The organism is Acinetobacter sp. Lyrl_1 (assembly GCF_051948795.1).
GTDB lineage: Bacteria > Pseudomonadota > Gammaproteobacteria > Pseudomonadales > Moraxellaceae > Acinetobacter > Acinetobacter towneri.
This window is the reverse complement of sequence record NZ_JAYJLK010000036.1, coordinates 1-26,441: the sequence shown is the minus strand read 5'-3', so window position 1 is coordinate 26,441 and position 26,441 is coordinate 1. Positions and strand designations below refer to the sequence as shown.

Annotated in this window: 26 protein-coding genes; 16 read left to right on the top strand and 10 right to left on the bottom strand. The window is 40.7% G+C overall.

What is annotated here, in order from left to right; translation table 11 throughout:
- Nucleotides 1-62 precede the first annotated feature (62 nt).
- On the top strand, nucleotides 63-1,304 hold the full coding sequence (locus tag VF675_RS10885; protein ID WP_136143882.1) for an acyl-CoA dehydrogenase: 1,242 nt from the start codon (nucleotides 63-65) through the stop codon (nucleotides 1,302-1,304).
- Between the two features lie 78 nt (nucleotides 1,305-1,382).
- On the opposite strand, the gene VF675_RS10880 is transcribed toward VF675_RS10885, so the two are convergent.
- Both VF675_RS10880 and VF675_RS10875 read right to left on the bottom strand, forming a co-directional pair.
- Nucleotides 1,383-2,291, bottom strand: coding sequence for an alpha/beta fold hydrolase (locus tag VF675_RS10880; protein WP_096900864.1), 909 nt, complete (start codon nucleotides 2,289-2,291; stop codon nucleotides 1,383-1,385).
- A 125-nt stretch (nucleotides 2,292-2,416) separates the two neighbouring features.
- On the bottom strand, nucleotides 2,417-2,968 hold the full coding sequence (locus VF675_RS10875; RefSeq protein WP_004973333.1) for a PadR family transcriptional regulator: 552 nt from the start codon (nucleotides 2,966-2,968) through the stop codon (nucleotides 2,417-2,419).
- A 134-nt stretch (nucleotides 2,969-3,102) separates the two neighbouring features.
- On the opposite strand from VF675_RS10875, the gene VF675_RS10870 reads away from it, so the two are divergent.
- The 3 genes from VF675_RS10870 to VF675_RS10860 all read left to right on the top strand — a co-directional run bounded on the left by VF675_RS10870 (nucleotide 3,103) and on the right by VF675_RS10860 (nucleotide 6,878).
- The gene (locus VF675_RS10870) at nucleotides 3,103-5,127 is read left to right on the top strand and encodes an FAD-dependent oxidoreductase (protein WP_440205219.1); all 2,025 of its coding nucleotides are present in this window, start codon (nucleotides 3,103-3,105) and stop codon (nucleotides 5,125-5,127) included.
- 140 nt (nucleotides 5,128-5,267) lie between these two features.
- Nucleotides 5,268-5,681 carry a nuclear transport factor 2 family protein gene (locus VF675_RS10865; protein ID WP_004973337.1) on the top strand — a complete coding sequence of 138 codons (414 nt, stop codon included), beginning with the start codon at nucleotides 5,268-5,270 and terminating at the stop codon, nucleotides 5,679-5,681.
- A gap of 90 nt (nucleotides 5,682-5,771) precedes the next feature.
- Nucleotides 5,772-6,878: a YheT family hydrolase gene (locus VF675_RS10860; RefSeq protein WP_026438425.1), complete on the top strand. Its 1,107-nt coding sequence runs from the start codon at nucleotides 5,772-5,774 to the stop codon at nucleotides 6,876-6,878.
- A gap of 197 nt (nucleotides 6,879-7,075) precedes the next feature.
- Here VF675_RS10860 and VF675_RS10855 read toward each other — a convergent pair whose 3' ends face one another.
- Nucleotides 7,076-7,495 carry a hypothetical protein gene (locus tag VF675_RS10855; protein WP_004973341.1) on the bottom strand — a complete coding sequence of 140 codons (420 nt, stop codon included), beginning with the start codon at nucleotides 7,493-7,495 and terminating at the stop codon, nucleotides 7,076-7,078.
- Between the two features lie 259 nt (nucleotides 7,496-7,754).
- On the opposite strand from VF675_RS10855, the gene VF675_RS10850 reads away from it, so the two are divergent.
- From VF675_RS10850 to VF675_RS10820, 7 genes are all read left to right on the top strand, one after another.
- Nucleotides 7,755-9,395 (top strand): CTP synthase, encoded by a 1,641-nt coding sequence (locus tag VF675_RS10850; RefSeq protein ID WP_004973343.1) that lies wholly within the window; start codon nucleotides 7,755-7,757, stop codon nucleotides 9,393-9,395.
- Between the two features lie 31 nt (nucleotides 9,396-9,426).
- A complete protein-coding gene (gene kdsA / locus VF675_RS10845) occupies nucleotides 9,427-10,284 on the top strand; it encodes a 3-deoxy-8-phosphooctulonate synthase (protein WP_004973345.1) in 858 nt (285 codons plus the stop codon).
- A 73-nt stretch (nucleotides 10,285-10,357) separates the two neighbouring features.
- A complete protein-coding gene (eno, locus tag VF675_RS10840; RefSeq protein WP_004973347.1) occupies nucleotides 10,358-11,647 on the top strand; it encodes a phosphopyruvate hydratase in 1,290 nt (429 codons plus the stop codon).
- Between the two features lie 13 nt (nucleotides 11,648-11,660).
- A complete protein-coding gene (locus VF675_RS10835) occupies nucleotides 11,661-12,065 on the top strand; it encodes a septum formation initiator family protein (protein ID WP_004973349.1) in 405 nt (134 codons plus the stop codon).
- Entirely contained in the window at nucleotides 12,022-12,753 is a 732-nt protein-coding gene (gene ispD, locus VF675_RS10830; RefSeq protein WP_004973351.1) for a 2-C-methyl-D-erythritol 4-phosphate cytidylyltransferase, read from the top strand. The genes VF675_RS10835 and ispD overlap by 44 nt, the downstream gene beginning before the upstream one ends.
- Before the next feature lie 127 nt (nucleotides 12,754-12,880).
- Nucleotides 12,881-14,017, top strand: a complete 1,137-nt coding sequence (gene rodA / locus VF675_RS10825) for a rod shape-determining protein RodA (protein WP_440205218.1) — start codon at nucleotides 12,881-12,883, stop codon at nucleotides 14,015-14,017.
- Nucleotides 14,018-14,204: 187 nt separating this feature from the next.
- A complete protein-coding gene (locus tag VF675_RS10820; protein WP_440205217.1) occupies nucleotides 14,205-15,113 on the top strand; it encodes an AEC family transporter in 909 nt (302 codons plus the stop codon).
- 28 nt (nucleotides 15,114-15,141) lie between these two features.
- Here VF675_RS10820 and VF675_RS10815 read toward each other — a convergent pair whose 3' ends face one another.
- The gene (locus VF675_RS10815) at nucleotides 15,142-15,792 is read right to left on the bottom strand and encodes an A1S_1983 family putative colistin resistance protein (protein WP_004973366.1); all 651 of its coding nucleotides are present in this window, start codon (nucleotides 15,790-15,792) and stop codon (nucleotides 15,142-15,144) included.
- Between the two features lie 98 nt (nucleotides 15,793-15,890).
- Between VF675_RS10815 and ispF the strand changes: the two genes are divergently transcribed.
- Nucleotides 15,891-16,379: a 2-C-methyl-D-erythritol 2,4-cyclodiphosphate synthase gene (ispF, locus tag VF675_RS10810; protein ID WP_104852076.1), complete on the top strand. Its 489-nt coding sequence runs from the start codon at nucleotides 15,891-15,893 to the stop codon at nucleotides 16,377-16,379.
- A gap of 33 nt (nucleotides 16,380-16,412) precedes the next feature.
- Here ispF and VF675_RS10805 read toward each other — a convergent pair whose 3' ends face one another.
- From VF675_RS10805 to VF675_RS10795, 3 genes are all read right to left on the bottom strand, one after another.
- Nucleotides 16,413-16,934 carry a protein tyrosine phosphatase family protein gene (locus VF675_RS10805; protein ID WP_104852075.1) on the bottom strand — a complete coding sequence of 174 codons (522 nt, stop codon included), beginning with the start codon at nucleotides 16,932-16,934 and terminating at the stop codon, nucleotides 16,413-16,415.
- Between the two features lie 61 nt (nucleotides 16,935-16,995).
- On the bottom strand, nucleotides 16,996-18,087 hold the full coding sequence (locus VF675_RS10800; RefSeq protein WP_042068745.1) for a 3-deoxy-7-phosphoheptulonate synthase: 1,092 nt from the start codon (nucleotides 18,085-18,087) through the stop codon (nucleotides 16,996-16,998).
- Nucleotides 18,088-18,257: 170 nt separating this feature from the next.
- A complete protein-coding gene (locus VF675_RS10795) occupies nucleotides 18,258-19,145 on the bottom strand; it encodes a sulfite exporter TauE/SafE family protein (protein WP_104852074.1) in 888 nt (295 codons plus the stop codon).
- A 227-nt stretch (nucleotides 19,146-19,372) separates the two neighbouring features.
- On the opposite strand from VF675_RS10795, the gene lpxB reads away from it, so the two are divergent.
- Entirely contained in the window at nucleotides 19,373-20,548 is a 1,176-nt protein-coding gene (gene lpxB / locus VF675_RS10790) for a lipid-A-disaccharide synthase (RefSeq protein ID WP_440205216.1), read from the top strand.
- 5 nt (nucleotides 20,549-20,553) lie between these two features.
- On the opposite strand, the gene VF675_RS10785 is transcribed toward lpxB, so the two are convergent.
- Nucleotides 20,554-21,507, bottom strand: a complete 954-nt coding sequence (locus VF675_RS10785; RefSeq protein WP_096900855.1) for an AraC family transcriptional regulator — start codon at nucleotides 21,505-21,507, stop codon at nucleotides 20,554-20,556.
- A gap of 166 nt (nucleotides 21,508-21,673) precedes the next feature.
- Between VF675_RS10785 and VF675_RS10780 the strand changes: the two genes are divergently transcribed.
- The 3 genes from VF675_RS10780 (at nucleotide 21,674) to VF675_RS10770 (ending at nucleotide 23,639) form a co-directional block, all read left to right on the top strand.
- A complete protein-coding gene (locus VF675_RS10780) occupies nucleotides 21,674-22,879 on the top strand; it encodes an alkane 1-monooxygenase (RefSeq protein ID WP_440205215.1) in 1,206 nt (401 codons plus the stop codon).
- A 176-nt stretch (nucleotides 22,880-23,055) separates the two neighbouring features.
- Nucleotides 23,056-23,304, top strand: a complete 249-nt coding sequence (locus tag VF675_RS10775; protein WP_004973383.1) for an AbrB/MazE/SpoVT family DNA-binding domain-containing protein — start codon at nucleotides 23,056-23,058, stop codon at nucleotides 23,302-23,304.
- A complete protein-coding gene (locus tag VF675_RS10770) occupies nucleotides 23,304-23,639 on the top strand; it encodes a type II toxin-antitoxin system PemK/MazF family toxin (protein ID WP_004973384.1) in 336 nt (111 codons plus the stop codon). The genes VF675_RS10775 and VF675_RS10770 overlap by 1 nt, the downstream gene beginning before the upstream one ends.
- An 89-nt stretch (nucleotides 23,640-23,728) precedes the next feature.
- Here VF675_RS10770 and VF675_RS10765 read toward each other — a convergent pair whose 3' ends face one another.
- Both VF675_RS10765 and VF675_RS10760 read right to left on the bottom strand, forming a co-directional pair.
- Entirely contained in the window at nucleotides 23,729-24,928 is a 1,200-nt protein-coding gene (locus VF675_RS10765) for an acyl-CoA dehydrogenase family protein (RefSeq protein WP_179991099.1), read from the bottom strand.
- Nucleotides 24,929-24,979: 51 nt separating this feature from the next.
- Nucleotides 24,980-26,290, bottom strand: coding sequence for an acyl-CoA dehydrogenase family protein (locus VF675_RS10760; protein ID WP_004973388.1), 1,311 nt, complete (start codon nucleotides 26,288-26,290; stop codon nucleotides 24,980-24,982).
- Between the last annotated feature and the right edge of the window lie 151 nt (nucleotides 26,291-26,441).

The following is a 26,441-nucleotide window of genomic DNA, read 5'->3' as shown; positions in this document are numbered from 1 at the left end:
GTATGACGCTGCAAAATCAAATATTGATGAACCAGAACCTATAATAATGTGCAGAGGATGCCATGTCACAACACAATCCATCGCCAAATCACACGCCTGCAACTCACAGTGAAAAAGTGAAATTTGATTGGAAAGATCCTTTTTTGCTTGAACAGCAATTGACTGAAACCGAACGTATGATTCGTGATAGTGCCTATGCTTATTGTCAGGAAAAATTACTGCCGCGGGTACGTGATCAGTTTAGACATGAAACGGTAGATCGCAGCATCTTCCGTGAAATGGGTGAGCTTGGTTTGTTAGGCTCAACCATACCTGAACAATATGGCGGTGCAGGTTTAAATTATGTGAGTTATGGGTTAATTTCACGTGAAATTGAACGGGTCGATTCAGGCTATCGTTCAATGGCAAGTGTGCAAAGTTCATTGGTGATGGTGCCAATTTATGAGTTTGGCAGTGAAGCACAAAAACAAAAATATTTACCCAAACTCGCTTCGGGTGAATGGATCGGATGTTTTGGTCTGACTGAACCTGATTTTGGCTCCGACCCTGGCAGTATGAACAGCAGAGCACATAAAGTTGCTGGCGGTTATCGTTTACACGGTGCGAAAATGTGGATTACCAATAGTCCAATTGCCGATGTATTTGTGGTGTGGGCAAAAGAAGTTTCAGCAGATGGGCAAGTGGGTGATATTCGCGGTTTTATTTTAGAAAAAGGTTGGGATGGACTTTCTGCACCAATCATTCAAGGCAAGGTTGGTTTACGCGCTTCAATCACAGGTGAAATTGTCATGGACAATGTTTTTGTGCCTGAAGAAAATATGTTACCTGAAGTGCGTGGTTTAAAAGGGCCGTTCACTTGTTTAAATAGTGCACGTTATGGCATTGCTTGGGGTGCTATGGGTGCGGCTGAGTTTTGTTGGCATACTGCGCATCAATATACGATGGATCGGATTCAGTTCGGACGTCCTTTGGCGGCCAATCAGCTCATTCAAAAGAAACTTGCCGATATGCAAACCGAAATCGCGCTGGGTTTACAAATTGCTTTACGTTTTGGTCGTATGAAAGATGAGGGTATTGCTTCACTCGAAGGTACTTCGCTGATTAAACGCAACAACTGTGGCAAGGCCTTAGAGATTGCTCGTATGGCGCGCGATATGCTTGGTGGGAATGGTATCAGTGATGAATATGGCGTGGCGCGGCATTTGGTCAATTTGGAAGTCGTGAATACCTATGAAGGGACGCACGATGTGCATGCGCTAATTTTAGGTCGTGCGCAAACGGGTATCGCGGCTTTTGCCAATTAAATCTAGATCTAAACTAAATCTAGGTCTAATGATGCTACGGTGGAAAATATTGCAAACCACATTTTCCACCGTTTTACTTTAGCTGTTTAGTTTTAAAAATTGGCTAATTTCCTGATTAAATTTCAACGGTTCGGTCAGTAAAGGGGTATGCCCAGATTGGTGAAATATGACTTGTTTCGCATTCGGCATAGCTTCTACCACTTGACGTTGTCCTTCTGCCGCATACAAGGTCGATTGTGCGCCTGTAAAAAAGACTGTCGGACAACCCAGTTGAGTTAAAGCCTCACGATAATCTTCCTGATGGTGTAAATAATTGTCGATATACCAGCGTAAATAATCTAAACGCTGTGTAGGTAAAATATAGCGTTGTAAAACAGGACGTTTGACGGCCAGTTTAAATAAAAACGGACTGATTTTATTGCTGGCTTGTAATTCTATAAATTCTAGCCAAAGTTCGACTAAGTTTTTACGCTGCAACACATCCATTTGTTGAATATCAGTATATTGCGCGTGATCATGTAAAAACTCGGACAGATGAATCAATAACTGTTTAAATTGTTGATGTTGATTGCCAAATAAGCCATAAGGCCAGTTTTCATCTACCCCAATTTTTGGTGCTTGGTCAATTTGTAAATAACTGCTTAAATGCGCAGCCAATTGTCCATATTGCATGCCATGCATGGCAGTGGTTGCCCCCATGGAATAGCCAATCAGTTTAAATTGTTGCAGGTTCTGTTGTTGAAGCAGACTGTTTAAATCTTGCCAATGGCTCGAAATAGCATCCAGTTCTGGAACGGCACACAGGTTTGAACCCCCAAAACCACGCCAGTCTGGAATAATAAAACGATACTGCTTTTTATGTTGATACAGAAATGGCAACCATTGCCAACTGTGCATGCCTAAACCTGAAAGCACAACCACAGGCTCACCTTGACCAAATTCACGTACAAATAGAGCTTCGCCATCGGGCATGCGGTAAAAAGGCATCAGCATTTCCTTGCATGGTTGTAATTAAAGATGCGTTATTCTTTATAGCATAGCCTGATCATTTCTGTATGGTGAGCAACCCTGATTTCACATTGATGTGGTTGCTATTACTTAAAAATATACTTTTAAGATGAGGCTTCGGCATCAAACTTTTTCAGTTCAGGAATCACATTTTCCAGCCATTCAATCCAGCCAATTTCCTGATCTATCCCTAGCTGCAAAATCATTTTATGAATATACAGGGTACGGTTGTTCGCAGGTGCTTGGCTAAAGTCTTTGGCAAAAATCTGTTGATAGGTGTGCAACTTGGCTTTGTGAAGCAGCAAATGTCGTTCTAGTTCGGGTAAGACGCTGTTGCCGCCAAGTTGGGCTTCGGCACGTAAACGTACCATAAGTTCTTCGCGTAATTGTGCAGGCGGGCTTTGCTCGACCATCCAGTTTGCCAGTTCATGCCGCCCCAAAGCTTCTACCTGATAGGTTTTGCTACGACTGCTAGAATCTTCATCTTCTAAGGTTGAAATCCAACCTTTTTTCAGCATGGTATTTAGTTCGCGATAAATTTGTTGATGGGTCGCATTCCAGAAAAACCCCATAGAGCGGTCAAAACGGCGTGCCAATTCAATACCGTTACTGGGTTTTTCAATTAAACTGGTCAATAAAACGTGAGCGAGCGACATAAACAGAGCAACTTTATTTTTTTCAGCTTTAATTATGCAACATGTTGCATAAAAATTAAATCTAGAATATAAAAGTATGCAACAAGTTGCATTAAGCATAAAACAGCCAGCATTTTTGCCAGCAGGGAGATTCTATGTCTGACTATCCACATTTACTTGCGCCTTTAGATTTAGGCTTTACCACTTTAAAAAATCGGGTCTTAATGGGTTCAATGCACGTTGGACTAGAAGAAGCACCGGGTGGATACGAACGTATGGCGGCTTTTTATGCAGAGCGTGCCAAAGGTGGCGTTGGGCTGATTGTAACAGGTGGTATTTCACCGAATGATGCAGGCTTAACCTTTGCGGGCGGCAATAAACTTGATACTCGTCAAGAAGCAGAAAAACATAAAGTGGTGACTCAGGCTGTGCATGATGCAGGCGGCAAAATTGCTTTACAGATTTTACATACGGGACGTTATTCCTATCAGCCCGATATTGTCGCACCGTCAGCAATTCAGGCACCGATTAACCCAAGTAAACCACATGCACTAACATCGGCAGAAGTACAGCAAACCATTGCCGACTTTGTGAATTGTGCCAAATTGGCACAATACGCAGGCTATGATGGTGTCGAAATCATGGGTTCGGAAGGCTATTTAATTAATGAGTTTATTGTTGCGCGTACCAACCATCGTGATGATGAATGGGGCGGCAGTTATGAAAACCGTATTCGTTTCCCAATTGAAATTGTTAAACGTACCCGTGCAGAAGTGGGTGAAAACTTTATTATTATTTACCGCTTGTCGATGTTGGATTTAGTCGAAGGCGGTTCGAGTTTTGAAGAAGTGGTGCAATTGGCACATGCGATTGAAAAAGCAGGTGCAACCATTATCAATACAGGGATTGGCTGGCATGAAGCACGTATCCCAACCATTGCTACCAAAGTCCCTCGCTCAGCTTTTACATGGGTGACAGAGAAATTAAAAGGTTTGGTTAAAGTGCCACTGATCACTTCAAACCGTATTAACACCCCTGAAATGGCTGAGCATGTTTTGGCTGCAGGACATGCCGATATGGTATCGATGGCACGTCCAATGTTGGCAGATGCTTTCTTTGTGCAAAAAGCAGAGCAAGGTCGCAGTGATGAAATCAACACATGTATTGGTTGTAACCAAGCTTGTTTAGACCATATTTTCTCAATGAAGATTGCTTCATGTTTGGTCAATCCACGTGCTTGCCATGAAACAGAACTCATTTTTAAAGAAGCAACACAGACTAAAAAAATTGCGGTGATTGGTGCAGGGCCTGCAGGTTTGAGCTTTGCAACCTATGCTGCAGAACGTGGGCATCAGGTGACGATTTTTGAAGCATCGAATCAAATTGGTGGGCAGTTTAATATTGCTAAAACCATTCCTGGTAAAGAAGAGTTTTACGAAACTTTGCGCTATTTCAAACGCCAAATTGAGCTGCAACCGAATATTAAATTGGTATTGAATCATACGGCTAGTTTTGAACAATTGCTCAATGCTGACTTCGATGATGTGGTTGTGGCAACAGGTGTAACCCCGCGTCAATTGGATATCGCAGGTATTAATCACCCTAAAGTGCTGAGCTATATTGAGGTATTAAAAGAGCGTAAGCCTGTAGGTCAACGTGTTGCGATTATTGGCGCTGGTGGTATTGGTTTTGATACTGCAGAATATTTAAGCCATGAAGGTGAAAGTGGTAGTCTAAATCCTGAAAAATTCTACGATGAATGGGGAATTGATACCAATTATGCGCATGTCGGTGGTTTAAAAGCAGCAAAAGTTGAAGAATCGCCACGTGAAATTTATTTATTGCAACGTAAAGCATCATCCGTGGGTGCTGGCTTGGGTAAAACAACAGGCTGGATTCATCGTACAGGTTTAAAAAACCGTGACGTTAAAATGATTGCAGGGGCAAGTTATGACCTGATTGATGATCAAGGCTTGCACATCACCGTCAATGGTCAAAGTACAGTGCTCGAAGTTGATCATGTGGTGATTTGTGCAGGGCAAGAGTCTTACACCGCCATGTATGAGCAATTACAGGCAGCAGGCAAAAATGTGCATTTAATTGGTGGGGCGAAAGAAGCAGGCGAGTTAGATGCCAAACGTGCAATTCGTCAGGGTGCTGAATTGGCAGCGAAAATTTAATGTAATTCCTTCTCCCTCTCCTTTGGGAGGGGGCTGGGGAGAGAGTTAATAATCGCTTCTGCCCAGTGCAGCAGTGCTTCAGTCTCACTCAGGGACTCTGCATAGAAATGAAATATCAAAACAAAAAAAAGGAACTTAACATGACTTTGGAAACAACAAAATTAGCGGTACAGCGTTGGCATACAATGCTGCAAAACCATGATATGTCTATTTTGAGTGAATTGCTGGCAGATGATGTGGTGTTTCGTTCACCTGTAGCGTACCAACCTTATGCGGGTAAACAAGTGGTATTTTTTATTTTGACCAATGTAATTCAGGTCTTTGAAAACTTTACTTATCACCGTGAGTTTTATACTGAAGATGGTTGCAATGTTGTACTTGAATTTTCCGCCAATGTGGGAGATAAAAAACTTAAAGGAATTGATATGATTCAATTCAATACACAAGGACAAATTGTGGACTTTGAAGTGATGATTCGCCCGAAAAGTGGTTTAGAGGCATTGGCTGTGCAAATGGGACAACGTATGGCTGCCTTTATGCCAACCGAAAAATAAAATACCGCGTGTGTATGGCAATGAAGTTGTTTTATAGAAATCGGTTTCGGGTTGGCATGCTTGAAAGTGCATGTATTGCTTGGGAGTAAAATGATGTCTACATTACAAAAAATAGCGAAAATTACACAAGCGGTTTTAGATCAGGTCACAGGCGCAGATTTACCGACGTTGTATTATCATCCACATGGAGAAATCCGTCGGGTATTGGATTATTTACCACAGCTCAAAGAAAAATACCGTCCAACGCCGTGGCTGTCCAATACACATGCGCATCTTTTATATTTTGATTTAATTAAAAAGAAAACCATTCGTCAGCAGTATGATCGGGTTGATCAACTCACTATGCAAGATGGCGGTATCACCGCAGTTGCTTGGGTGGGTTATGACTTACCTGCAGATACTCCCACAATTGTTTTAATGCATACCATTACAGGTTCTTTGGAAAGTATGCGTGAGTTGGTGCGCGATTTACATCAACAGACACAGTGGCGTATTGCCTTATGTTTACGTCGTGGGCATGGCAATTTACCTATGCCTGTACCACAAATGAATCTGTTTGGTTCGACGCATGATTTGCGTGAACAAATAGTGTTTATTCAGCAACAATTTCCACAATCTGAATTATATGCTGTTGGTTCTTCCGCAGGGACAGGATTATTGGTGCGCTATTTGGGCGAAGAAGGCGAGCAAACCCCAATTAAAGCCGCGTTTGCACTGTGCCCAGGATATAACACTGAACTAGGCTTTCAGCATGTGCATCCTTTTTACAGTAAAGTGATGACCAAAAAATTATTCCAGTTTTTTATTCAGCCCCATCAGGACATTTGGCAAAACGTAAAATCTTTATCGCAAGTGTTAAGTGCGACTACATTGGCAGAGTTTGAAAAGGCGTATTTTGAATTGGCGGGTTTTGAAGATTATGACAGCTACACACAAGCCATTAACCCAATTTATGTGTTTGAGAATGTCAAAATTCCGCTTATGGTTTTAAATGCAGAAGATGACCCAGTGTGCCACATCAAAAACTTTGATCCTTATAAAGAAACCATACGGAAAATGCCAAATATTATGGTAGTGACGACCCGTAAAGGCAGTCATTGTGGTTTTTATGAAGGTGTCGGTTTTACTAAATCTTGGGCATCGCGTTTAATTTCTAATTATTTTAAAGTGCAATCGCAGTTGCTGCAGGCAAGTTAAAGTGAAGCGCACAAACCTATATAGAAATAGGTAGCTGTATTGCAAATGTATTCACGAGTTATCTCAGCGAAGACTCATCCAAATGAATAAAAAACCCAGTACACAATGACTGGGTTTTTTAACGTCAATTCAAATCTAAGATAAGAACTTACACCTTAAAACTGACTTTAACTTAAAGCTTAGTTTTAAGTGAGCACTTAGTTCTCAAGTGCTGGGGTTGCAGCAGCAATCGCAGCGGCAACAGCATCATCTTCAGATTGAGCACCTGTGTTATTGCTTGGACGTGCTTGAGTTGGTTTATCTTCTGCTACAGGAGCTGCCGCTTTCGGCGCAGGCGCAGGTGCAGCAGCAGGTTGTGCAGGTGTTTCACGACGGATTTCAGTTGTGGTGTTCGCTGTTTCAGTGCGCTCCACTTCTACCTGTGCAGGCGCTTCTGGTTCAGCATCTTGAATGTTTTCAACAGGTTCTAGTGGTTCAAATTGAGCAGTTTCAGTAGTTTGTTCAGTTTGAACCTCTACTTGTTCTTGCTCATCTTGCTTTGGCTGTTCTTTTTTTACACATGCAGTTAATAACAATGCCGTTGCAATTGCACCACAAATTAAAAGTTTCTTATTCATAATTGCACCACAAATTAAAAGTTTCTTATTGATAATTGCACAAAATAAAAGATCGGATAGACGGACGTATTATAGCAATAAAATGACAGATGAAAATCCTCTCAAGAAGTTCTAATTTTTTATAGGAAATGCTGATAGAATAACCAATTGTTTATTGTTCTATGAATTGATGCGGAATGACTTTGCTTTATTGGTGCAGAGTAAAGTAAAATTGCGCAACATTGCAGGCCGATTTAGGCTCGATTGTACGAGAAACCCAATGACCCATTTTATTTTCGTGACTGGTGGTGTAGTTTCATCACTAGGTAAAGGTATTTCAGCTGCTTCAGTTGCTGCACTTTTAGAAGCCCGTGGTTTAAAAGTAACCATGGTCAAAATGGATCCATACATTAATGTCGATCCAGGGACAATGAGTCCTTTCCAACATGGTGAAGTTTTTGTCACAGAGGATGGTGCCGAAACTGACTTAGATTTGGGTTATTACGAACGTTTCTTGCGTCGTGCGAAAATGACCAAGTTAAATAACTTTACATCTGGTCGCGTGTATCAAGACGTTCTAAACAAAGAGCGCCGTGGTGATTACTTGGGCGGTACTGTTCAGGTGATTCCACACATTACCGATAATATTAAAGAACGTGTACTTCGCGCTGGCGAAGGCTACGATGTCGCAATCGTAGAAATTGGCGGTACAGTAGGCGACATTGAATCTCTCCCATTCATGGAATCTGTACGTCAATTGATGGTGGAATTAGGGCATAAGCGTACTATGCTCATGCACTTAACTTTATTGCCATATATCAAATCTGCAGCAGAGTTAAAAACCAAGCCAACTCAACACTCAGTTAAAGAATTGTTATCTATCGGTATTCAGCCAGATATTCTCATCTGCCGTACTGAACATGATGTTGATGCTGACACTACCCGTAAAATTGCGTTATTTACCAACGTAGAAGCACGTGCGGTTGTGGTATGTAAAGATGCCAAAACCATCTACCAAATTCCGCGTACATTCTATGAACAAGACGTTGATGATTTAATTTGTGAGCGTTTTGGCTTCAATGATCTTCCAGAAGCAGATTTATCTGATTGGGATAACGTAGTTGATGCATTATTGAACCCTGAATACAGCGTTCGTGTGGCGATGGTGGGTAAATATGTTGAACTGCCAGATGCCTATAAATCTGTAAACGAAGCATTATTGCATGCGGGTATTCAAAACCGCGTCAAAGTTGAAATTGACTATGTCAATGCAGAAGACCTTGAAAGCCAAGACGTTAATACTGTACTTAAAGATGCCGATGCAATTTTAGTTCCGGGCGGCTTTGGTGAGCGCGGTACCGAAGGTAAAATGCAAGCCATCAAATATGCACGTGAAAACGGTGTCCCATTCTTGGGGATCTGTTTGGGTATGCAATTGGCTGTGATTGAATATGCACGTAATGTGGCAGGTATTGCCGATGCAAGTTCAACAGAGTTTAACCGTTCGACTAAGTCGCCACTTATTGGTTTGATTACTGAATGGTTAGATGAGCGCGGCGAAGTTCAACAGCGTTCTGTCGATTCTGACTTGGGCGGCACTATGCGTTTAGGTGCACAAAAATCTGAATTGGTTGAAGGTACCAAAACTCGTGAAGTGTATGGTTCTGCAGAAATTGTAGAGCGCCATCGCCATCGCTATGAAATGAATAACCGTTATATTCCTGTGCTTGAAGAAGCTGGTCTTAAAATTTCGGGTTATTCACCAATTCAGCACTTGGTTGAAACTGTTGAAATTCCGCAACATCCTTGGTTTATTGCGGTACAATTCCACCCAGAATTTACCAGCTCGCCACGTGATGGACATCCATTGTTTGCTGGCTTTATCGGTGCGGCAAAACAACAGCATCAAAAAACCAAATAAGATGGCTTTAGGGATAAACTAGGAAGTTGAAATGTCACAATTAAAACCACAAGAAATTGTACGTTTGGGTGATATACAAATGGCGAATCATTTGCCATTTGTATTGTTTGGTGGCATGAATGTACTTGAGTCTAAAGACCTTGCATTTGAAATTGCTGAAACTTATGTGGATATTTGCACACGCTTAAATATCCCGTATGTATTCAAAGCCAGTTTTGACAAAGCCAACCGTTCTAGCCTGAACTCATTTCGTGGTCCCGGTTTAGAAAAAGGCATTGAATGGCTGGCTGACATTAAAAAGCATTTTAATGTGCCAATTATTACCGATGTGCATGAGCCGTATCAGGCTGCGCCTGTGGCAGAAGTGGCAGATATTATTCAGCTTCCTGCGTTTTTAAGTCGCCAAACCGATTTGGTTGAAGCGATGGCAAAAACTCAAGCCATTATCAACATCAAAAAAGCACAATTCCTTGCGCCGCACGAAATGCGTCATATTTTGCATAAGTGTTTAGAAGCAGGGAATGACAAATTGATTCTTTGTGAGCGTGGTTCAGCATTTGGTTACAACAACTTGGTTGTCGATATGCTGGGCTTTGACATCATGAAAGAAATGAATGTACCTGTGTTCTTTGATGTAACCCATGCTTTGCAAACTCCGGGTGGTCGTGCAGATTCGGCAGGTGGTCGTCGTGCACAAATTACCACCTTGGCACGTGCAGGTATGGCAACTGGCTTGGCAGGTTTATTCCTAGAAGCACATCCTGAACCAGAGCAGGCAAAGTGTGATGGCCCATGTGCATTGCGTCTATCACAACTTGAGCCGTTCTTGGCACAGCTTAAAGAATTGGATACCTTGGTAAAAGGTTTCCAAAAGCTAGATACACACTAAATTAGATCCATATTAAATTATAGACTCATTGATGCCTAAAGCATCACGTTATTAATCAACTGAGGAATTGTTCATGAGCCAAATCGTTGACATTCGTGCACGTGAAATTTTGGACTCTCGTGGTAACCCAACCATCGAAGCAGACGTAATCTTAGCATCTGGCGTAGTTGGCCGTGCATGTGCACCATCAGGTGCTTCAACTGGTTCTCGTGAAGCTCTAGAACTTCGTGATGGCGATAAAGCACGTTACTTGGGTAAAGGCGTTAAAACTGCGGTAAATAACGTCAATACTTTAATTCGTGATGCTTTACTTGGTAAGTCTGTGTTTGAACAAAAAGACATCGACAACACCATGATTGCGCTTGATGGTACTGAAAACAAAGAAAAATTAGGTGCTAACGCAACTTTAGCCGTGTCTTTGGCTGCTGCGCGCGCTGCTGCTGATGAAAAGAAAATTCCTCTTTTCCAATACATCGCAGACCTTCGTAACAACAGCATTTTAACCATGCCTGTACCAATGATGAACATCTTAAATGGTGGTTCACACGCAGACAACAACGTTGATATTCAAGAGTTCATGATTGAGCCAGTGGGCTTTACTTCATTCTCTGAAGCATTACGTGCTGGTGCAGAAATTTTCCACTCATTAAAATCTGTATTGAATCAAAAAGGTTTAAACACAGCAGTGGGTGATGAAGGTGGTTTTGCGCCAAACTTACGTTCTAACGAAGAAGCAATCACAGTTATTCTTGAAGCTATTGAGAAGACTGGCTACAAAGCGGGTTCTGACATCATGTTGGCGCTTGACTGTGCATCTTCAGAATTCTACAAAAATGGTCAGTACATTCTTGCAGGTGAAGGCAACAAAGCATTCACAAGCAACCAATTCTCTGACTATTTAGCTGGTCTTGTAAATCAATATCCAATTATCTCAATTGAAGATGGTTTAGATGAGTCTGATTGGGAAGGTTGGTCTTACCTCACTTCGATCTTAGGTGACAAGATTCAATTGGTCGGTGATGACTTGTTCGTTACTAACCCGAAAATCTTACAACGCGGTATCGATGAAAAAGTAGGTAACTCAATCCTGATCAAGTACAACCAAATTGGTACTTTGACTGAAACGCTTGATGCAATTTACCTTGCGAAAGCCAATGGTTACACAACTGTTATTTCACACCGTTCAGGTGAAACTGAAGATTCTACAATTGCGGATCTTGCAGTAGGTACAGCAGCAGGTCAAATCAAGACTGGTTCACTGTGCCGTTCTGACCGTGTAGCAAAATATAACCAATTACTTCGTATTGAAGAATTGACGAATGCTGCATATCGCGGTAAAGCTGAGTTCAAAGGTTTGAACTAAGCGAAATCAGTAGATGTCATTATTAAATGTATTTGACTCCAAAGCGAGTAAAGCATTGTTGGGCCTTGCGATCTTTTTGATCGCAGGGTTTCAATATTTACACTGGTTTGGTGAAGGTGGTTATCGTGACCATGCTGCACTGACAGAAAAAATCCAACAACAAATAGAATTAAATACAGAGCTGAAGGAGCGCAATCGTGTACTTGCAGCAGAAGTTTATGATTTAAAAAATGGGGTAGAAGCCATTGAAGAGCATGCCCGTTTAGATTTAGGCTTAATTAAGCCACATGAAACCTTTGTGCAAATGAGCACCATCAGCACACAATATAAACCAATTTATATTCAACCGAATTCCACAGTAGATTTACGCACCAATGAATCACAACAACTTGCAGCAGCAACCGCCCCGACACCCTAAACTTTGGGCGGTTATTCCCGCAGCGGGTTCTGGTAGTCGTTTTTCTAGAACTGAACTTAAACAATATCAGTATATTCAAGATCAAACAGTCTTAGCGCACAGCATCGCACGTTTAAATCACTTGCCTTTAGCGGGTTATGTTTTGGCGATTGGTCAAGCAGATGATGTAGCGCAAAACCTAAACTTGGCACAAAAAGAAAAAGCACATTTTTGCGTAGGTGGTGCAGAGCGAGTGGATTCAGTCTTAAATGCACTGCATTATTTATCTGAAATCGCCCATGCAGATGACTGGGTTTTGGTGCATGATGCAGCGCGTCCTTGTGTGACAGCTGCTTGCCTTGAACAGTTGTATCAGACTGCACTGGCAACAGATCAAAGTGCAATTTTGGCTATTCCAGTGCGTGATACTTTAAAAAAGGTAAGCCAAGGCACAAAAATTGAAACCACGGTAAGCCGTGACCAACTTTGGCAAGCGCAAACTCCGCAAATTGCTAAACTTGATGTGCTTAAAACAGCCATTGAATCTGCATTAAAACAGCAATTGACGATTACCGATGAGGCCAGTGCTTTAGAAGCAGCAGGGCAAATTGTAAATGTTGTGCACGGTCGTTCGGATAATATTAAAATCACCTATCCCGATGATTTAGAGCTGGCACGTTTAATTTTAGCCTCACAACAACATGGATGATAAAAATCTAGTGTAATTAACACCGCGTTAAACTTGAATCTTCAACGATTAAGCTTTAATGATTCACTCTGTGCCGCTTTGCTTCTATAATTGTCCATCCTGTCTATTTTAAATACCTTTGAGTCGCATGAATCCATCGCAGCAGTATCGTTTTTTACGTCACTCATTACGTGATGGTAGAAGCGTTAAAAATGATTCCTCACGCTGGACTAAATTACATTTAGATCCATGGTTGCTGTGTTTTCTGATTTTGAATGCGATTCTGGGTTTGATGGTGGTATATAGTGCCACCGCACAAGATATGGGGATGGTGCTGCGTCAAGCGACCAGTTTTGGTATTGGCTTTATCGCCATGATTATTTTGGCGCAAATTCCGCCTAAGGTATATCAAGCTGCCAGTCCATATTTTTATATCTTTGCAGTCATCATGCTGGCTTTGGTTTTGGTCATTGGTGAAACCCGTATGGGGGCAAAACGCTGGATCAGCTTGCCGGGTATTGGCAGTATGCAACCCAGTGAATTTATGAAATTTGCCATGCCATTGATGATGGCGTGGTATTTTTCGCGTCGTGCTTTCCCGCCTAAATTGATCCATATCATTGTCGCTTTAGTGATTATGATGATTCCTTTTGTCTTGGTGGCATTGCAACCCGATTTAAACATTGGTTTGATTATTCCCGGTGTCTTTGCGCTATTTTTAAGTGGCATGTCATGGCGATTAATCTTAGGAGCAATCACTGCATTGGCGCTCGCAGCACCATTGCTTTGGATGTTCTTTTTGCAGGAGTACCAAAAGAAAAGGGTACTAACCTTATTTGACCCAGAGTCGGATGCCTTGGGGGCAGGCTGGAATATTATTCAATCTAAAATTGCCATTGGTTCAGGCGGCTTTACAGGTAAAGGTTATTTAGAAGGAACGCAATCACATTTGGGTTATCTGCCTGAACATCATACTGACTTTATTATGTCGACCTATGCCGAAGAATTTGGTTTTATTGGCGTATTTTTACTGTTCAGTTTGTTTGCTGCCATTATTTTACGTTGTTTGATGATTGGGATGAATTGTTTCCATAATTTTGGACGTTTGTATGCAGGCACGGTTGGTCTGACTTTCTTTTTCTTTGTATTTCTAAACTCAGGGATGGTGAGTGGTATTTTACCTGTAACGGGTGACCCATTGCCGCTGATGAGTTATGGTGGAACGGCTGTTATTTCCATGTTGGCGAGTATGGGGATTGTGATGTCTATCCATACTCATCGTTAATACAGAATCCATCTGAAAGATGATGTAGGTGAGTTTTGCTATTATCATCTTTTTCTCTTTTTGTGGTTTTAAAAAGCCTAAGCAATTAGGATAAACACAAAACAATCCTTATAATATCCAGTAAATTTACTTTATTTATTAAGCAATAATTTAAAAAGAACAGCATAACAGTAACACAGAGCACCCCATGACCCATTTAATTTTTATTGCACTTTTCCCTTTGATTGCCTTAATTGCAATGGGTTATCTGCTTAAGCAATCACGTATGTTGGATGAGCCATTTTGGAAGGGTGCAGAAAAGTTAAATTACTATATTTTGTTTCCTAGCATGTTGTTTTTAAACCTCGCTACAGCAAACATTGAAGCGAAATCAATCGCACAGATTTTGTTGGTCGTGGGGCTTGTTGTGGCTTTAGTAAGTTGTTTGTTATATGCATTGCGCGGCTATTTTAAAACCCCCGCAGTCCGTTTTGGGGTGTATATGCAAAGCATGGTACGTTTCAATACTTATATTGGTTTGGCTTTGGTCGCAGCATTGTTTCAGGTGCAGGGCATGGTGCTGTTCGCGATTATTTTGGTGTTCTGCATCCCATTGGTGAATGTGTTATCAGTGTTGGCTTTAAGCGATACTAAGGCTTTACAGGCAAAGCAAATCCTATGGTCATTAATGAAAAATCCATTAATTTTAGGGTGTATTGTTGGCGGTCTATTTAATTTATCAGGTTTGAGCTTGTGGGAAGGTGCAGCGCATTTTATTCGTCAAATAGCGTTATGCAGTTTGCCTTTGGGATTAATGTGTGTGGGCGCAGCATTACAATTTAATGGCTTGCAACGAAATGTATTCGCATTGGCATTGAATGTGTTTGGGCGTTTGTTATTTATGCCTGCTTTGGCTTGGCTAATTTGTCAGAGCTTAAATGTTCCAGTGTTGGAGTCGCAAATTTTAGTCTTGTTTTTTGCTTTACCTACTGCATCGGCAGCTTATGTACTTACACAAGTTTTAGGGGGAGATAGTCGTTTAATGGCTTCAATTATTAGCTTGCAAACCGTATTCGCCGCATTAACTTTGCCAATTGTGTTGTGGTTGCTCATTTAATCTGTCTAATACAATCTATTGTTCAGCATTAATCGTATAAACGATAGATGCCCGCAAAGCGTTCACAACCTTTTTGTTTGGTTTGAATTTTTAAGATTGCTTTAGAATAATTAAACTCATAACTGCAATCGTGCTCATTGTCGATGATTTTGTTTTTTTGATCAGGTGTTGTATAAGCTAAAAAGGCAATACTTTGGCTTTCAAGGCGGTTATTTGGATTGCGATAAGCAATACCTTCAATTTTAATGCTGTTTTTATTGAGTTGATGAATTTGTAAATGTACGGGTTGTGCAGCAAATTGACCATTTTCATATTTTAAATAATGTTGAGTCATGCTTTGATTCATTGAAGTGAAAAAATTCAGTTGATCAATTCTAAAATCAAATTGCTGAGTATAACAATTTAAGCTTTTGCATTGCTGTAAGCGTTGGATCCACAATTGCTGAGTATCTTCTAACAAGCGAATAGGCGCATCACTCATCAAATAAGCTGTTAAATGTTGATCACTTAATTTTTCACGCAATTCTGAGAAATTTTCTGTGCACACCTGCGCCAACTTTTTATTGGGTGTAGATCTACAATCAATCCCTTGTGCATAAGAGAAAGATGAATATAAACAGCCAAATAACAGCAGTGTACTTAAGTTTTTGATAAGATGAATCTCAGATTTCAACAGCATGATCGCTTATACTTTCACTATGTTGCGCTAGGTCTAATATAGCGAAATCGAAAGTATGAATACAAGATTTCAATGATTTATTTCTACAGGAGTTGAACATGGTTGCACAGATTCGTATTGGACAAGGATTAGATGTTCATGCCTTTGAAGCGGGAGATTTTGTGACGCTTGCAGGTGTTCAAATTCCTCATACACAAGGTTTAAAAGCACACTCAGATGGTGATGTAGTGCTGCATGCACTATGCGATGCATTATTAGGTGCTTTGGCGCTGGGGGATATTGGGCAGCATTTTCCAGATACCGATCCAAATTATAAAGGTGCAGATAGTCGGGTATTGCTTAAACAGGTTTATCAACTCATTTTAGACCGTGGCTATAAACTGAATAACGCCGATATTACTGTGGCGTGCGAACGTCCTAAACTTGCACCGCATACGCTAGAAATGCGCCAAAGTGTCGCTGATGTATTGGGTGTAGAGGTCACGCAAATTAGTATTAAAGCGACAACTACTGAAAAATTAGGTTTTACTGGACGTCAGGAAGGTATTTTAGCAACCGCGACTGTATTGATTTCTCATACAAAATAATCGCATTGCAATTTAACTAGGTAATCTGCTGAATTAAGAAAGTTCAGCAGATTCTAAAGCTTGTTGTAAATCTTGCGTGGCTTTACGACCTTGTAATTGCAAAGAAACGGCGTGAATTAAGCCTGTCCAAGTTTCATTTGGTTTCCAAATATCATGTAATAAGTCTTGAGCAGTTGCAATATCCACATCCATAAAATATTGACGATATAAATACATCAAACTACTGACGTGGCTGTTATTGCTGCAATGTACCCACACCATTTGGCTTTCTAATAAATGATTGACCAAATCGAGCAATAATAAACATTGATCAGAGGATGGTGTTTCCCATGAAATTGGCAGTTGAATATAGTTTAGTCCAACATCCAGACAAATTTTGTCTTCATGGGGAAGGGCGTGTTCCGCATCACTTTCAGCCAAATTAATGACAGTACCAATACCATATTCTTTAATTTGTTTTAATTCTTCAGCCGTAGGCTGACCTGAAGAAAACAAACGCTCATGAATGAACTGGAAATTTTTAATTTGGCTAAGTTGGGTTTCAATGTCATTCATGCGCGCAGAATTTCCTATGCTACAAATAGAAACGCCATCATGAAGATGGCGTTTTTAAATCTTAACGATTCACTAAAACGTCTTTTAATGCTTCATGCATTTCAAGCAATGCTTTTTCAGTGGTATCCCAGTCGATACAACCGTCAGTCACAGACTTACCATACTCTAAATCGCATAAGTTTTCAGGAATATCTTGACGACCACCTTTCAGGTGACTTTCGACCATAATCCCAACAATAGACTTATTGCCATCTAAAATTTGCTCAGTGATATTTTTTAATACCAATGGCTGTAAGAATGGGTCTTTGTTTGAGTTAGCATGGCTGGTGTCAATCATGATTTTGGTGCTGACTTTGGCTTTGTTTAATGCATTTTCAGCATCTGCAACAGAGCCTGCATCGTAGTTAGGCTTGCCATTACCACCACGTAAAACCACGTGTGCATACGGGTTGCCGCTAGTACGAATTACTGAAACCTGACCTTGATCATTAAGACCCAAGAAGCTGTGACCGTGTTTTACCGACTGCATGGCATTGGTAGCAACTGTTAAGCCGCCATCTGTACCATTTTTAAAGCCGACTGGAGAAGAAAGACCAGATGACATTTCACGGTGCGTTTGGCTTTCTGTAGTGCGTGCACCAATTGCAGACCAAGAAATTAAATCTTGATAATACTGCGGAGAGTTTGGATCAAGTGCTTCAGTCGCACATGGCAAACCTTTTTCATTTAACTCAAGTAAAAGTTTACGACCAAGACGCAAGCCTTTTTCAATGTTAAAAGAGTCATTCATGTCTGGATCGTTAATTAAGCCTTTCCAGCCCACTGTAGTACGTGGTTTTTCAAAATAAACACGCATCACAATATAAAGAGAATCTTTTACTTTTTCGCTTAATACTTTTAAACGATCTGCATATTCATGTGCAGCAGCAGGGTCATGAATAGAACATGGACCAATCACCACAAATAGACGCTTGTCTTTACCATCTAAAATATTGCGGATTGTTTCACGACCACGAAGAACGGTTTGATAAGCATTTTCAGTCAAAGGTAACTCAGTTTTTAATTCTGCAGGAGTCACGAGTGGCTGAATACTTTCAATATTCACGTCATCGATGTCTGATTGTGTAAGAGGATTAGACTGTAAAGTATTCATTGCCGTCACTGGTTTGATCATACAAAAGATTGTTTAATAGTCTGAATATAACATGAATTTCACTGTATTTTGTTATAAAAAGATGAATACTTCTTTAAAAAATAAGTGATGAATCGGGTAGATAAATTAAACGGTCTGTTTTAGCAAAATCCTGTCAGATAAAGCATTCATTATTGGCTGGCTTGTGCCTCAGAAACTGCTGTTGCAGTTTCTGGTGTGCTGATAGGTTTTGATTTCACAGGATTGACCATAAAGTTAATCCCGATAATAAATAAGGTAATACCTAAAACTTTACGAATCACTTTTTCAGGTAAACGTGAACTGACTAAAGTTCCCACCACAATTGCAGGAATCGAGCCAACCAACAACCAAACCAATAGGTGAAAGTCGACATTCCCTGAACTCATGTGACCTAAGCCTGCAACTAGGGTAAGTAAGACGGCATGCACGACATCTGAACCGATAATACGAATCATCGGTAGATTCGGGAACATCAGCACCAATGCCATGATGCCAAAAGCACCTGCACCCACTGAAGAAAGTGTGACAAATACACCCAGTACAACTCCCATAATTACAATGAGGGCACGCTTATCTGCAGCCTGTAGTTTGACCTTTTCAAGGTCTTGGGTCATATCGGGCAATTCTTGTTTACGGTATTTATTAAAAAACGTTTCAATTTGACTGCGAAACACAATTGAGATGCCAGTTAAGGTCAACATAAAGCCCAGTACCACGGTCAGTACCATTTTGTAATGGGTAGATTGGCTTAAATAATTCTCTAAAACCCAGTGGGTCGCAAATGAAGCAGGGATACTGCCCACCGCAAGCCAAATGACAATGGGCCATACAATATTCATTTTTTTGGCATGAACCAATGAACCGCAGAACTTTGAAATAGCGGCATAAAGTAGGTCTGTTCCAATTGCGATATGCGGTTCAATTTTAAACAAGCTGATCAGAATGGGAGTCATCAGTGAGCCGCCACCCACGCCAGTCACACCTACGCAGAAGCCGACCAATACACCTGCCAAAATAAACTCTAAAGGACCAACCATGAAGATATGCCGAAGTCAAAAAACGTGAATATATTATGACTTTTGGCAATAAGTTGTTGTCTTGATTAGTGATTTACTTATTCTTAAAACAGATATAGTCGATGTGGAAAACCAGCGCAAAAGATTGCAGACTCAAGCCACGGCTTACTTTCTGTTTCTTACAAAATACAGAGGCTATGCTAAAATATGAAAAATTCATATCAATTAAAATTTAGAGGATAAAACGCTTGCAAAATCGGAAACTTAAAATAGGTATCGTTGTGGGAGAAGTATCGGGTGATACTTTAGGGGCACAACTCATGCGACGTTTTCGTGAGCAAGGCATTGATGCAGAGTTTGAAGGCATTGGTGGCCCACAAATGATTGCGGAAGGTTTTAAAAGTTATTATCCGATGGATATTTTATCGGTAATGGGCATTGTTGAAGTGCTGAAAGATTTGAAAAAACTCTTTGCAGTACGGGATGGTTTGGTCGAAAAGTGGACTCAACATCCCGTCGATGTCTTTGTCGGAGTTGATGCGCCTGATTTTAATTTACGTCTTGCCAAAAGTTTAAAACAGAAAAACTTGCCGATTAAAACCGTGCAATATGTCAGTCCTTCGGTATGGGCATGGCGACAAGGTCGGGTACATGGCATTAAAGCCAGTATAGATTTGGTACTGTGTTTATTTCCGTTTGAAAAAGCCTTTTTTAAAAAATGGGATGTGCCTGCAGCCTTTGTCGGACATCCTTTGGCGAGTCAGTTGCCGTTGGAAAATCCAATTGCTGCAGCAAAGCTCGAATTGGGTTTAGACCAACAGCAACAATATATTGCACTCTTGCCCGGTAGCCGACGTGGTGAAATTGAGCGTTTAGGGCCGTTAGTTTTAGATGCGGCTTATATTTTGACGCAAAAATATCCGCAGTTTAAGTTTCTAATTCCTGCAATTAATGATGCACGTAAACAACAAGTTGAAGCGTTATTACAGTCTTATCCGAGTGCATTACAAGACAAAGTGCAATTGATGGAAAATCGTGGCACAGAATCTAAAATTGGACGTCAGGTGATGAATGCGTCCGATATGATTGCACTGGCTTCAGGCACGGCGACGTTAGAAGCGATGCTATTACATCGTCCAATGGTTACGTTTTATAAGCTCAATCGCATTACGTACTGGATTGCGAAACTGTTGGTGAAAATTCCTTATTATTCATTGCCAAATATTATTGCAGGTAAAAAGGTTATTCAGGAATTAATTCAGGATGATGCAACACCAGAGCGTTTGGCAGCAGAAATTGAAAAGTTAATTTATATCGAAACTGCACAAATTCAAGTGATGCAACATATCACTATGCATAAGCAATTATTGTCCGATAACAGCGAAGACCCTGCACAAGCAATTTTGGCGATTTTAGATCGTTAAACTGTTCATTTCGTGATTGCATTGTTGTTTTGAAACTGCTGCCGATACTGGCTAGGTGTTAGCTCGAATTGCTTTTTAAAAGTTTGGCTAAAGGCGGTTTCGGAAGAATAACCGACACGATGGGCAATTTGTTGAATCGACAATTGTCCTTGCTGTAAATAATGCGATGCCAAGCGTAGCCGATGTTGTTGTAAGTATGCCAAAGGCGGCTCACCAATCACCTGATTAAACAAATTGGCAAATTTAGAACGTGACATGCAACATTGTTCTGCCAAACTTTCTACCGTCCATGCTTTTTCGGGTTGACCATGAATAGCTGCGAGCGCATTGGAAAGTTCAGGATGTGCCAAAGCGCCGAGCCAGTTATTTGAGTCATCAAGCTGAAAAATATAATCACGCACACATTCAATCAGTAAAATACTGACCAAGTGATCTAATATTTTATCCCGTCCCGGTCGGATTTGATGACTTTCCACCGCTAAAAATTGCAAGCCAATTTGTAACCACTCGGGCGCTGTGCTGCACATGATATGCGGAATATGCAGATATTCGGGTAGGGCACTTAAAAGCGGTTTTGCCATGGTGGTGTCCATGTGGCATTGAATCACCAAAATAAATGCGTCTTCAGCTTGTGTGTGATTTATCGTGCCAAAATTTATTGACTGCTGTGACTGAATTTGAAATAAATCCGAAATATCAAAGTGTTCTGTCCAGTGAGTGTCTGCAGTTGCACTTGCGTAATGACTGCAACCCGATGGAATCAGGACAATATCACCTGCATCAATGTGAAGGTGTGTCTGTGCAGATAAATGGATATGCAGCGAGCCTTGTAGTACTACATAAGCCAGCATTGCCCCTTGGTCACGATATTGAAATGACCAATCTCCTTGAGGATTTAAATAGATATATTCTGATTGGTGCAGATGTATATCATCAAAAATTTTACTTAAAGCATCCATATTTTAAGCATAAATCATTATAAAAAATAAACCTGTGATTTCAGGACAATATAGCGCATTTTTGCGCCAAAGACTTTTGCATAGCTTTTTTGGACGTCTGCAACTGTTCATTCTCGTGTCTTTCCTCAAATATATAGGTAGAACAGCGTAGAAGGAAGAAAATAAGATGAACGCACCACTTCATTTGCTTAAAGAGATGGAACAGGATGTTCCTTATAAAAGCGCGGCTCAACTCGATAAAAAGCGTTATTTATGGTTGATCAGCCCATTTTTACCTGTATTGGGGATGGGGATTTTGGCGGGTTATCAATTCGCTCCGAAGCCTGCGAAAAAAGTTTTTGCTCTAGGTGGCCCTTTATTATTGCATGTGATTATTCCAACAATTGATACTTTAATTGGTCAAGATGCCAATAACCCAAGCAATGAAGATGTGAAACGACTTGAGGAAGATCGGTATTATTCGCGTTTGGTGAAAAGTTTTATTCCTTTGCAATATGCCGCCAATATTTATGCAGCTTATTTGGTTGGACGGCCACAAACCTCGTTAGTCGATAAAATTTTTCTGGGTATTTCCATGGGGATGGTGAATGGTATTGCTGTCAATACTGCGCATGAACTCAGCCATAAATCTTCAAAAATAGATCACTTACTGTCACATTTGGCTTTAGCACCAACAGGATATAACCATTTTCGGGTTGAGCATCCGTATGGGCATCATAAACGTGCTGCGACACCTGAAGACCCTGCATCTTCACGTATGGGAGAAACATTTTATGAGTTTTGGCCCCGCACGGTAAAAGGTTCGTTTAAGTCTGCACTGCAAATTGAAACTCAGCGTTTAAAACGTAAAGGCAAAAGTTTTTGGTCGAAAGACAATGAATTATTACAAGGCTGGGGCATGAGTGCGGCATTTCATGCTGGATTGTTGGCGCGTTTTGGTACTGGGATCATTCCGTATTTGGCGACACAGGCTTTTTATGGCATTAGCCTGTTTGAAATAATTAATTATATAGAACATTATGGCTTGCTTAGACAAAAAGATGCGCATGGCAAATATGAGCGCACTATGCCTGAACACAGCTGGAATAATAACAATATTGTGACCAATTTGTTTTTGTATCAATTACAACGTCATTCCGATCATCATGCTTATCCAACCCGACCATTTCAGGCTTTGCGACATTTTGATGAAGCGCCTGAATTACCAAGCGGTTATGCCAGCATGTTGCTGCCTGCCATGATTCCACCTTTGTGGTTTAAAATTATGGATAAACGTGTATTTGAACATTATCAAGGCAATTTAAACAAAGCCAATATTCAGCCTAAACGCCGTGCACAAATTTTTAAGAAATTTGGTGTGGTGGATAATTGATTGAATTATTAAGATTATTTTTTAATATTCATTTTGATATTTCTTTTGTATATATCTTTCAAAGGAAAGATTGAGATGTATACCAGATGTCTATTTTCACTCATCTTACTATGAATTGACTTCATCTCATTTTGGCGCATAATAAAGTTATATATTTATATAATATTGAGGTGGGTATGATTCATACAAACTTGAGAAAAGTAGGTGGTTCGGTCATGCTTGCCGTACCGCCTACATTATTAAAAAGTTTAGGTTTAGATGCGGGAAAGGAAGTTTCTCTGAGCATTGTGAATGGTAAGTTAGTGGTCGAACCTAAAGCGAAGCCATCTTATAAATTGGCTGACTTGCTGCAAGAGCATCAAGCTTTAGCATTAGAGCAAGATGCGTGGCATGATGTAAAAGCAGTTGGGCGAGAAGAAATCTAATGAATCAAGGCGATATTTATTTGATTTCATTAGATCCAACACTTGGACATGAACAACAAGGTAAGCGACCTGTATTTGTTATTTCACCTAAGTCATTTAATCTTATTACTAAAATGCCGATTGTTTTGCCTATTACTTCTGGTGGAAACTTTGCACGAAATATGGGTTTCGCTGTAGAGCTTATTGGTGGGAAAACTACAGGTATTGTGCGTTGTGATCAACCTAGAGCTTTAGATTTTGAAGCTAGACACGCGCGGTTTTTAGAATCCTCGCACGCAGATGTTTTGGATGAGGTTTTAGCAAGATATATCGCAATTTTTTCACCTGAAGATTAATTTATATAGAAAAAGACAGAAATTTATAGCAATATTTCTATGAAAATCTGTCTTTTATCTTACTTTACTATATGCCTTAAATCATAAAATCACTTGAGCTCACTCGAACTTTTACCTAATTCACGACGGGCAATAATCAATAGCTGAATCTGTTGCGTACCTTCAAAAATATCTAAAATTTTCGAATCACGTGCCCATTTTTCCAATAACTCATCTTCGTTATAACCCACCGATGCAGCTAACTCGACACACCTGAGCGTGATTTCATTACACACGCGACCAGCTTTGGCTTTGGAAATAGAAGCTTCGCGTGAGTTAGGCTGTTTATTGTCTGCCATCCATGCTGCTTTGAGCATCAATAAACGTGCGGCTTCCCATTCTGCTTCCATCCGATAAGTCTGTGCTGCGATATGTGAACACTGTAAATAGGGCGTGGCATAATTTGCATCTAATTGGTCTTTAAAAATTTCCTTAATCCGCTCTAAAGCGGCTTTGGCACAACCAACGGCCATAGCTGCCACCAAAGGGCGAGTGTTATCAAAGGTTTCCATCACACCTGCAAACCCTTTGGCAACATCAATTTCTGCATTGCCTAAAAGGTTGCTCGCAGGAACACGGCAATTTTCAAATCGAATTGTTGCTGTGTCCGAGGCTTTAATCCCTAATTTATGTTCTAAGCGTTCCACGGTCATGCCAGGTGTGCCCTTAGTCACAACAAAGGATTTGATCGCAGCACGTCCCAGTTTTTTGTCTAAGGTTGCCCACACAACAACGGCATCGGCGCGGTCACCAGAGGTCACAAAAATCTTTTCACCATTTAAAATATATTCATTGTCTACTTTGGTGGCAGTGGTACGAATAGCCGCAGAGTCAGAACCACAGTTGGGTTCGGTAATTGCCATGGCTGCCCAAACACCATTAAAGCGTTGTAATTGTTCTTCATTGGCCACCGCAGCAATCGCAGAATTACCTAAACCTTGGCGTGGCATACTGAGTAATAAACCTGTATCGCCATAACACATTTCGACAATACTCAGTGCGGTAGACATATTTACGCCATTTTTGTTACCTGTAGATGTGTCACCACGTTTGTTGACTGCTGCACCTGCATTCATGCCATCGCCCGCTTGGTTCATACCATCAACTAAGGCGGCAAGCATGTCTAATTCTTTCGGGTAGGCGTGTTCGGCTTTATCATATTTCCTTGAAATGGGACGTAATACATTTAAAGCAACTTCATGTGCCTGATCGACCAACATTTTGAATTTTTTTGGATTTTGTAAATTCATGGATGTATTCCTTATTTTTCTAGCTGGCTATCGTTTATTGATGGTGTGAGATTAGGCATGCAAGCCTGAATGCATAATTGCAGTTGCACGTAAATCACGATACCAACGCTCTACAGGATGTTCTTTGGTAAAGCCATGACCACCTAAAATTTGCACGCCATTGGTGGCAATTTGCATAGATTTTTCTGCACAGAGCAGACGTGCTAAATATGCTTCTCGATGAAAGTTTTTACCCGATTCGGCAAGACTCGCTGCATTCAGCAACAGCATGCGCATGGCTTCAATTTCAATGGCCATATCTGCAATCATAAAAGCCACACTTTGACGATGTGAAATTGGTTCGCCAAATGCAGTGCGCTCATTGGCATAGCGAATACAATAACTTTTCACTGCTTCACAGCAACCAACTGCCATGGCGCACCACATGAGATTGCCTAAATCTAAAAATGCGCTGTAATCGAAATCATCTGTGCCTAAACGCTCCGCAGGGGTTTGATTAAACTTTAAAGTCGCCGTTTCGCAGGCTTTTAAGCCCATTGCAGGCGCTGCTTTAAATTGAATAGAAGCATCACGTTGCACAATGAACACATCGGCTTGACCATTTAGCTCTGCACTAACCAAAAATAAATCTGCTGTTTCGGCCAAAATCACCAGCGTTTTTTCACCTGTAATTAGGTACTGTCCATTTTGCAAAGTCGCTTTGGTTTTTAGCTGATACGGATTAAACGCAGCAGTATTTTCCTGAATCGCAAAAGTGGCTTGAAGTGGCGTTGGATGGTTCGCGTCTGTTTCGGAAAACGCAGATAAATACTGATTTTGAACCTGTTCTGAACCCCAGCGAGTTATGGCATTCATTACGCCAAATGTGGAAAGTAATCCTGCGGTTAAGCCAAAGTCACCACGTGCCAATTGTTCGGCAATTAAAATATGGCTGACAATATTTTGTTCAGTGGCAACACCGCCTAAAGCTTCGGGCAGAGCATAGGTGTTCAAACCTAAATCTGTGCTGTATTGCCATAATACTTGTGGGAATTTCGCATCATGATCTGCCTGATGTGCCAATGGATAGATCACTTCTGTAGCAAATTGCTGCATGGCATCGACCAGCATTTGCTGTTCTTCACTCAATGACAAATCAAATAAATCTTTGGATTGACGTGTCAGTCGTTGTTGCGGTAATTTTTGTGTGCTTTTAAAATTTTTTTGAGTGGTTTCAAAGGTTTTAAAACCTGCTTTGGCTGAGTGATATAGAGATTGTTCAACCCATTTGCGTAATTTGAATTGATCGAGCAGATCACTCGATGCCATTTTAGTGAGTAGCGCTAAGCCGAATCCTTGGGCTTTGTTTATCATTTGACTCATGATTGTGTTGTCCTACACAGAGAATGCTTGTTTTTTATGCTGACATGCAGACTATAAAAAAACTATGTCATTGCTGACATGCAGAATTGTCAAAGATAAACGGTAAAAATTTTCTTATAACTGGACTAATATGTGGATTTTTATAGATTAT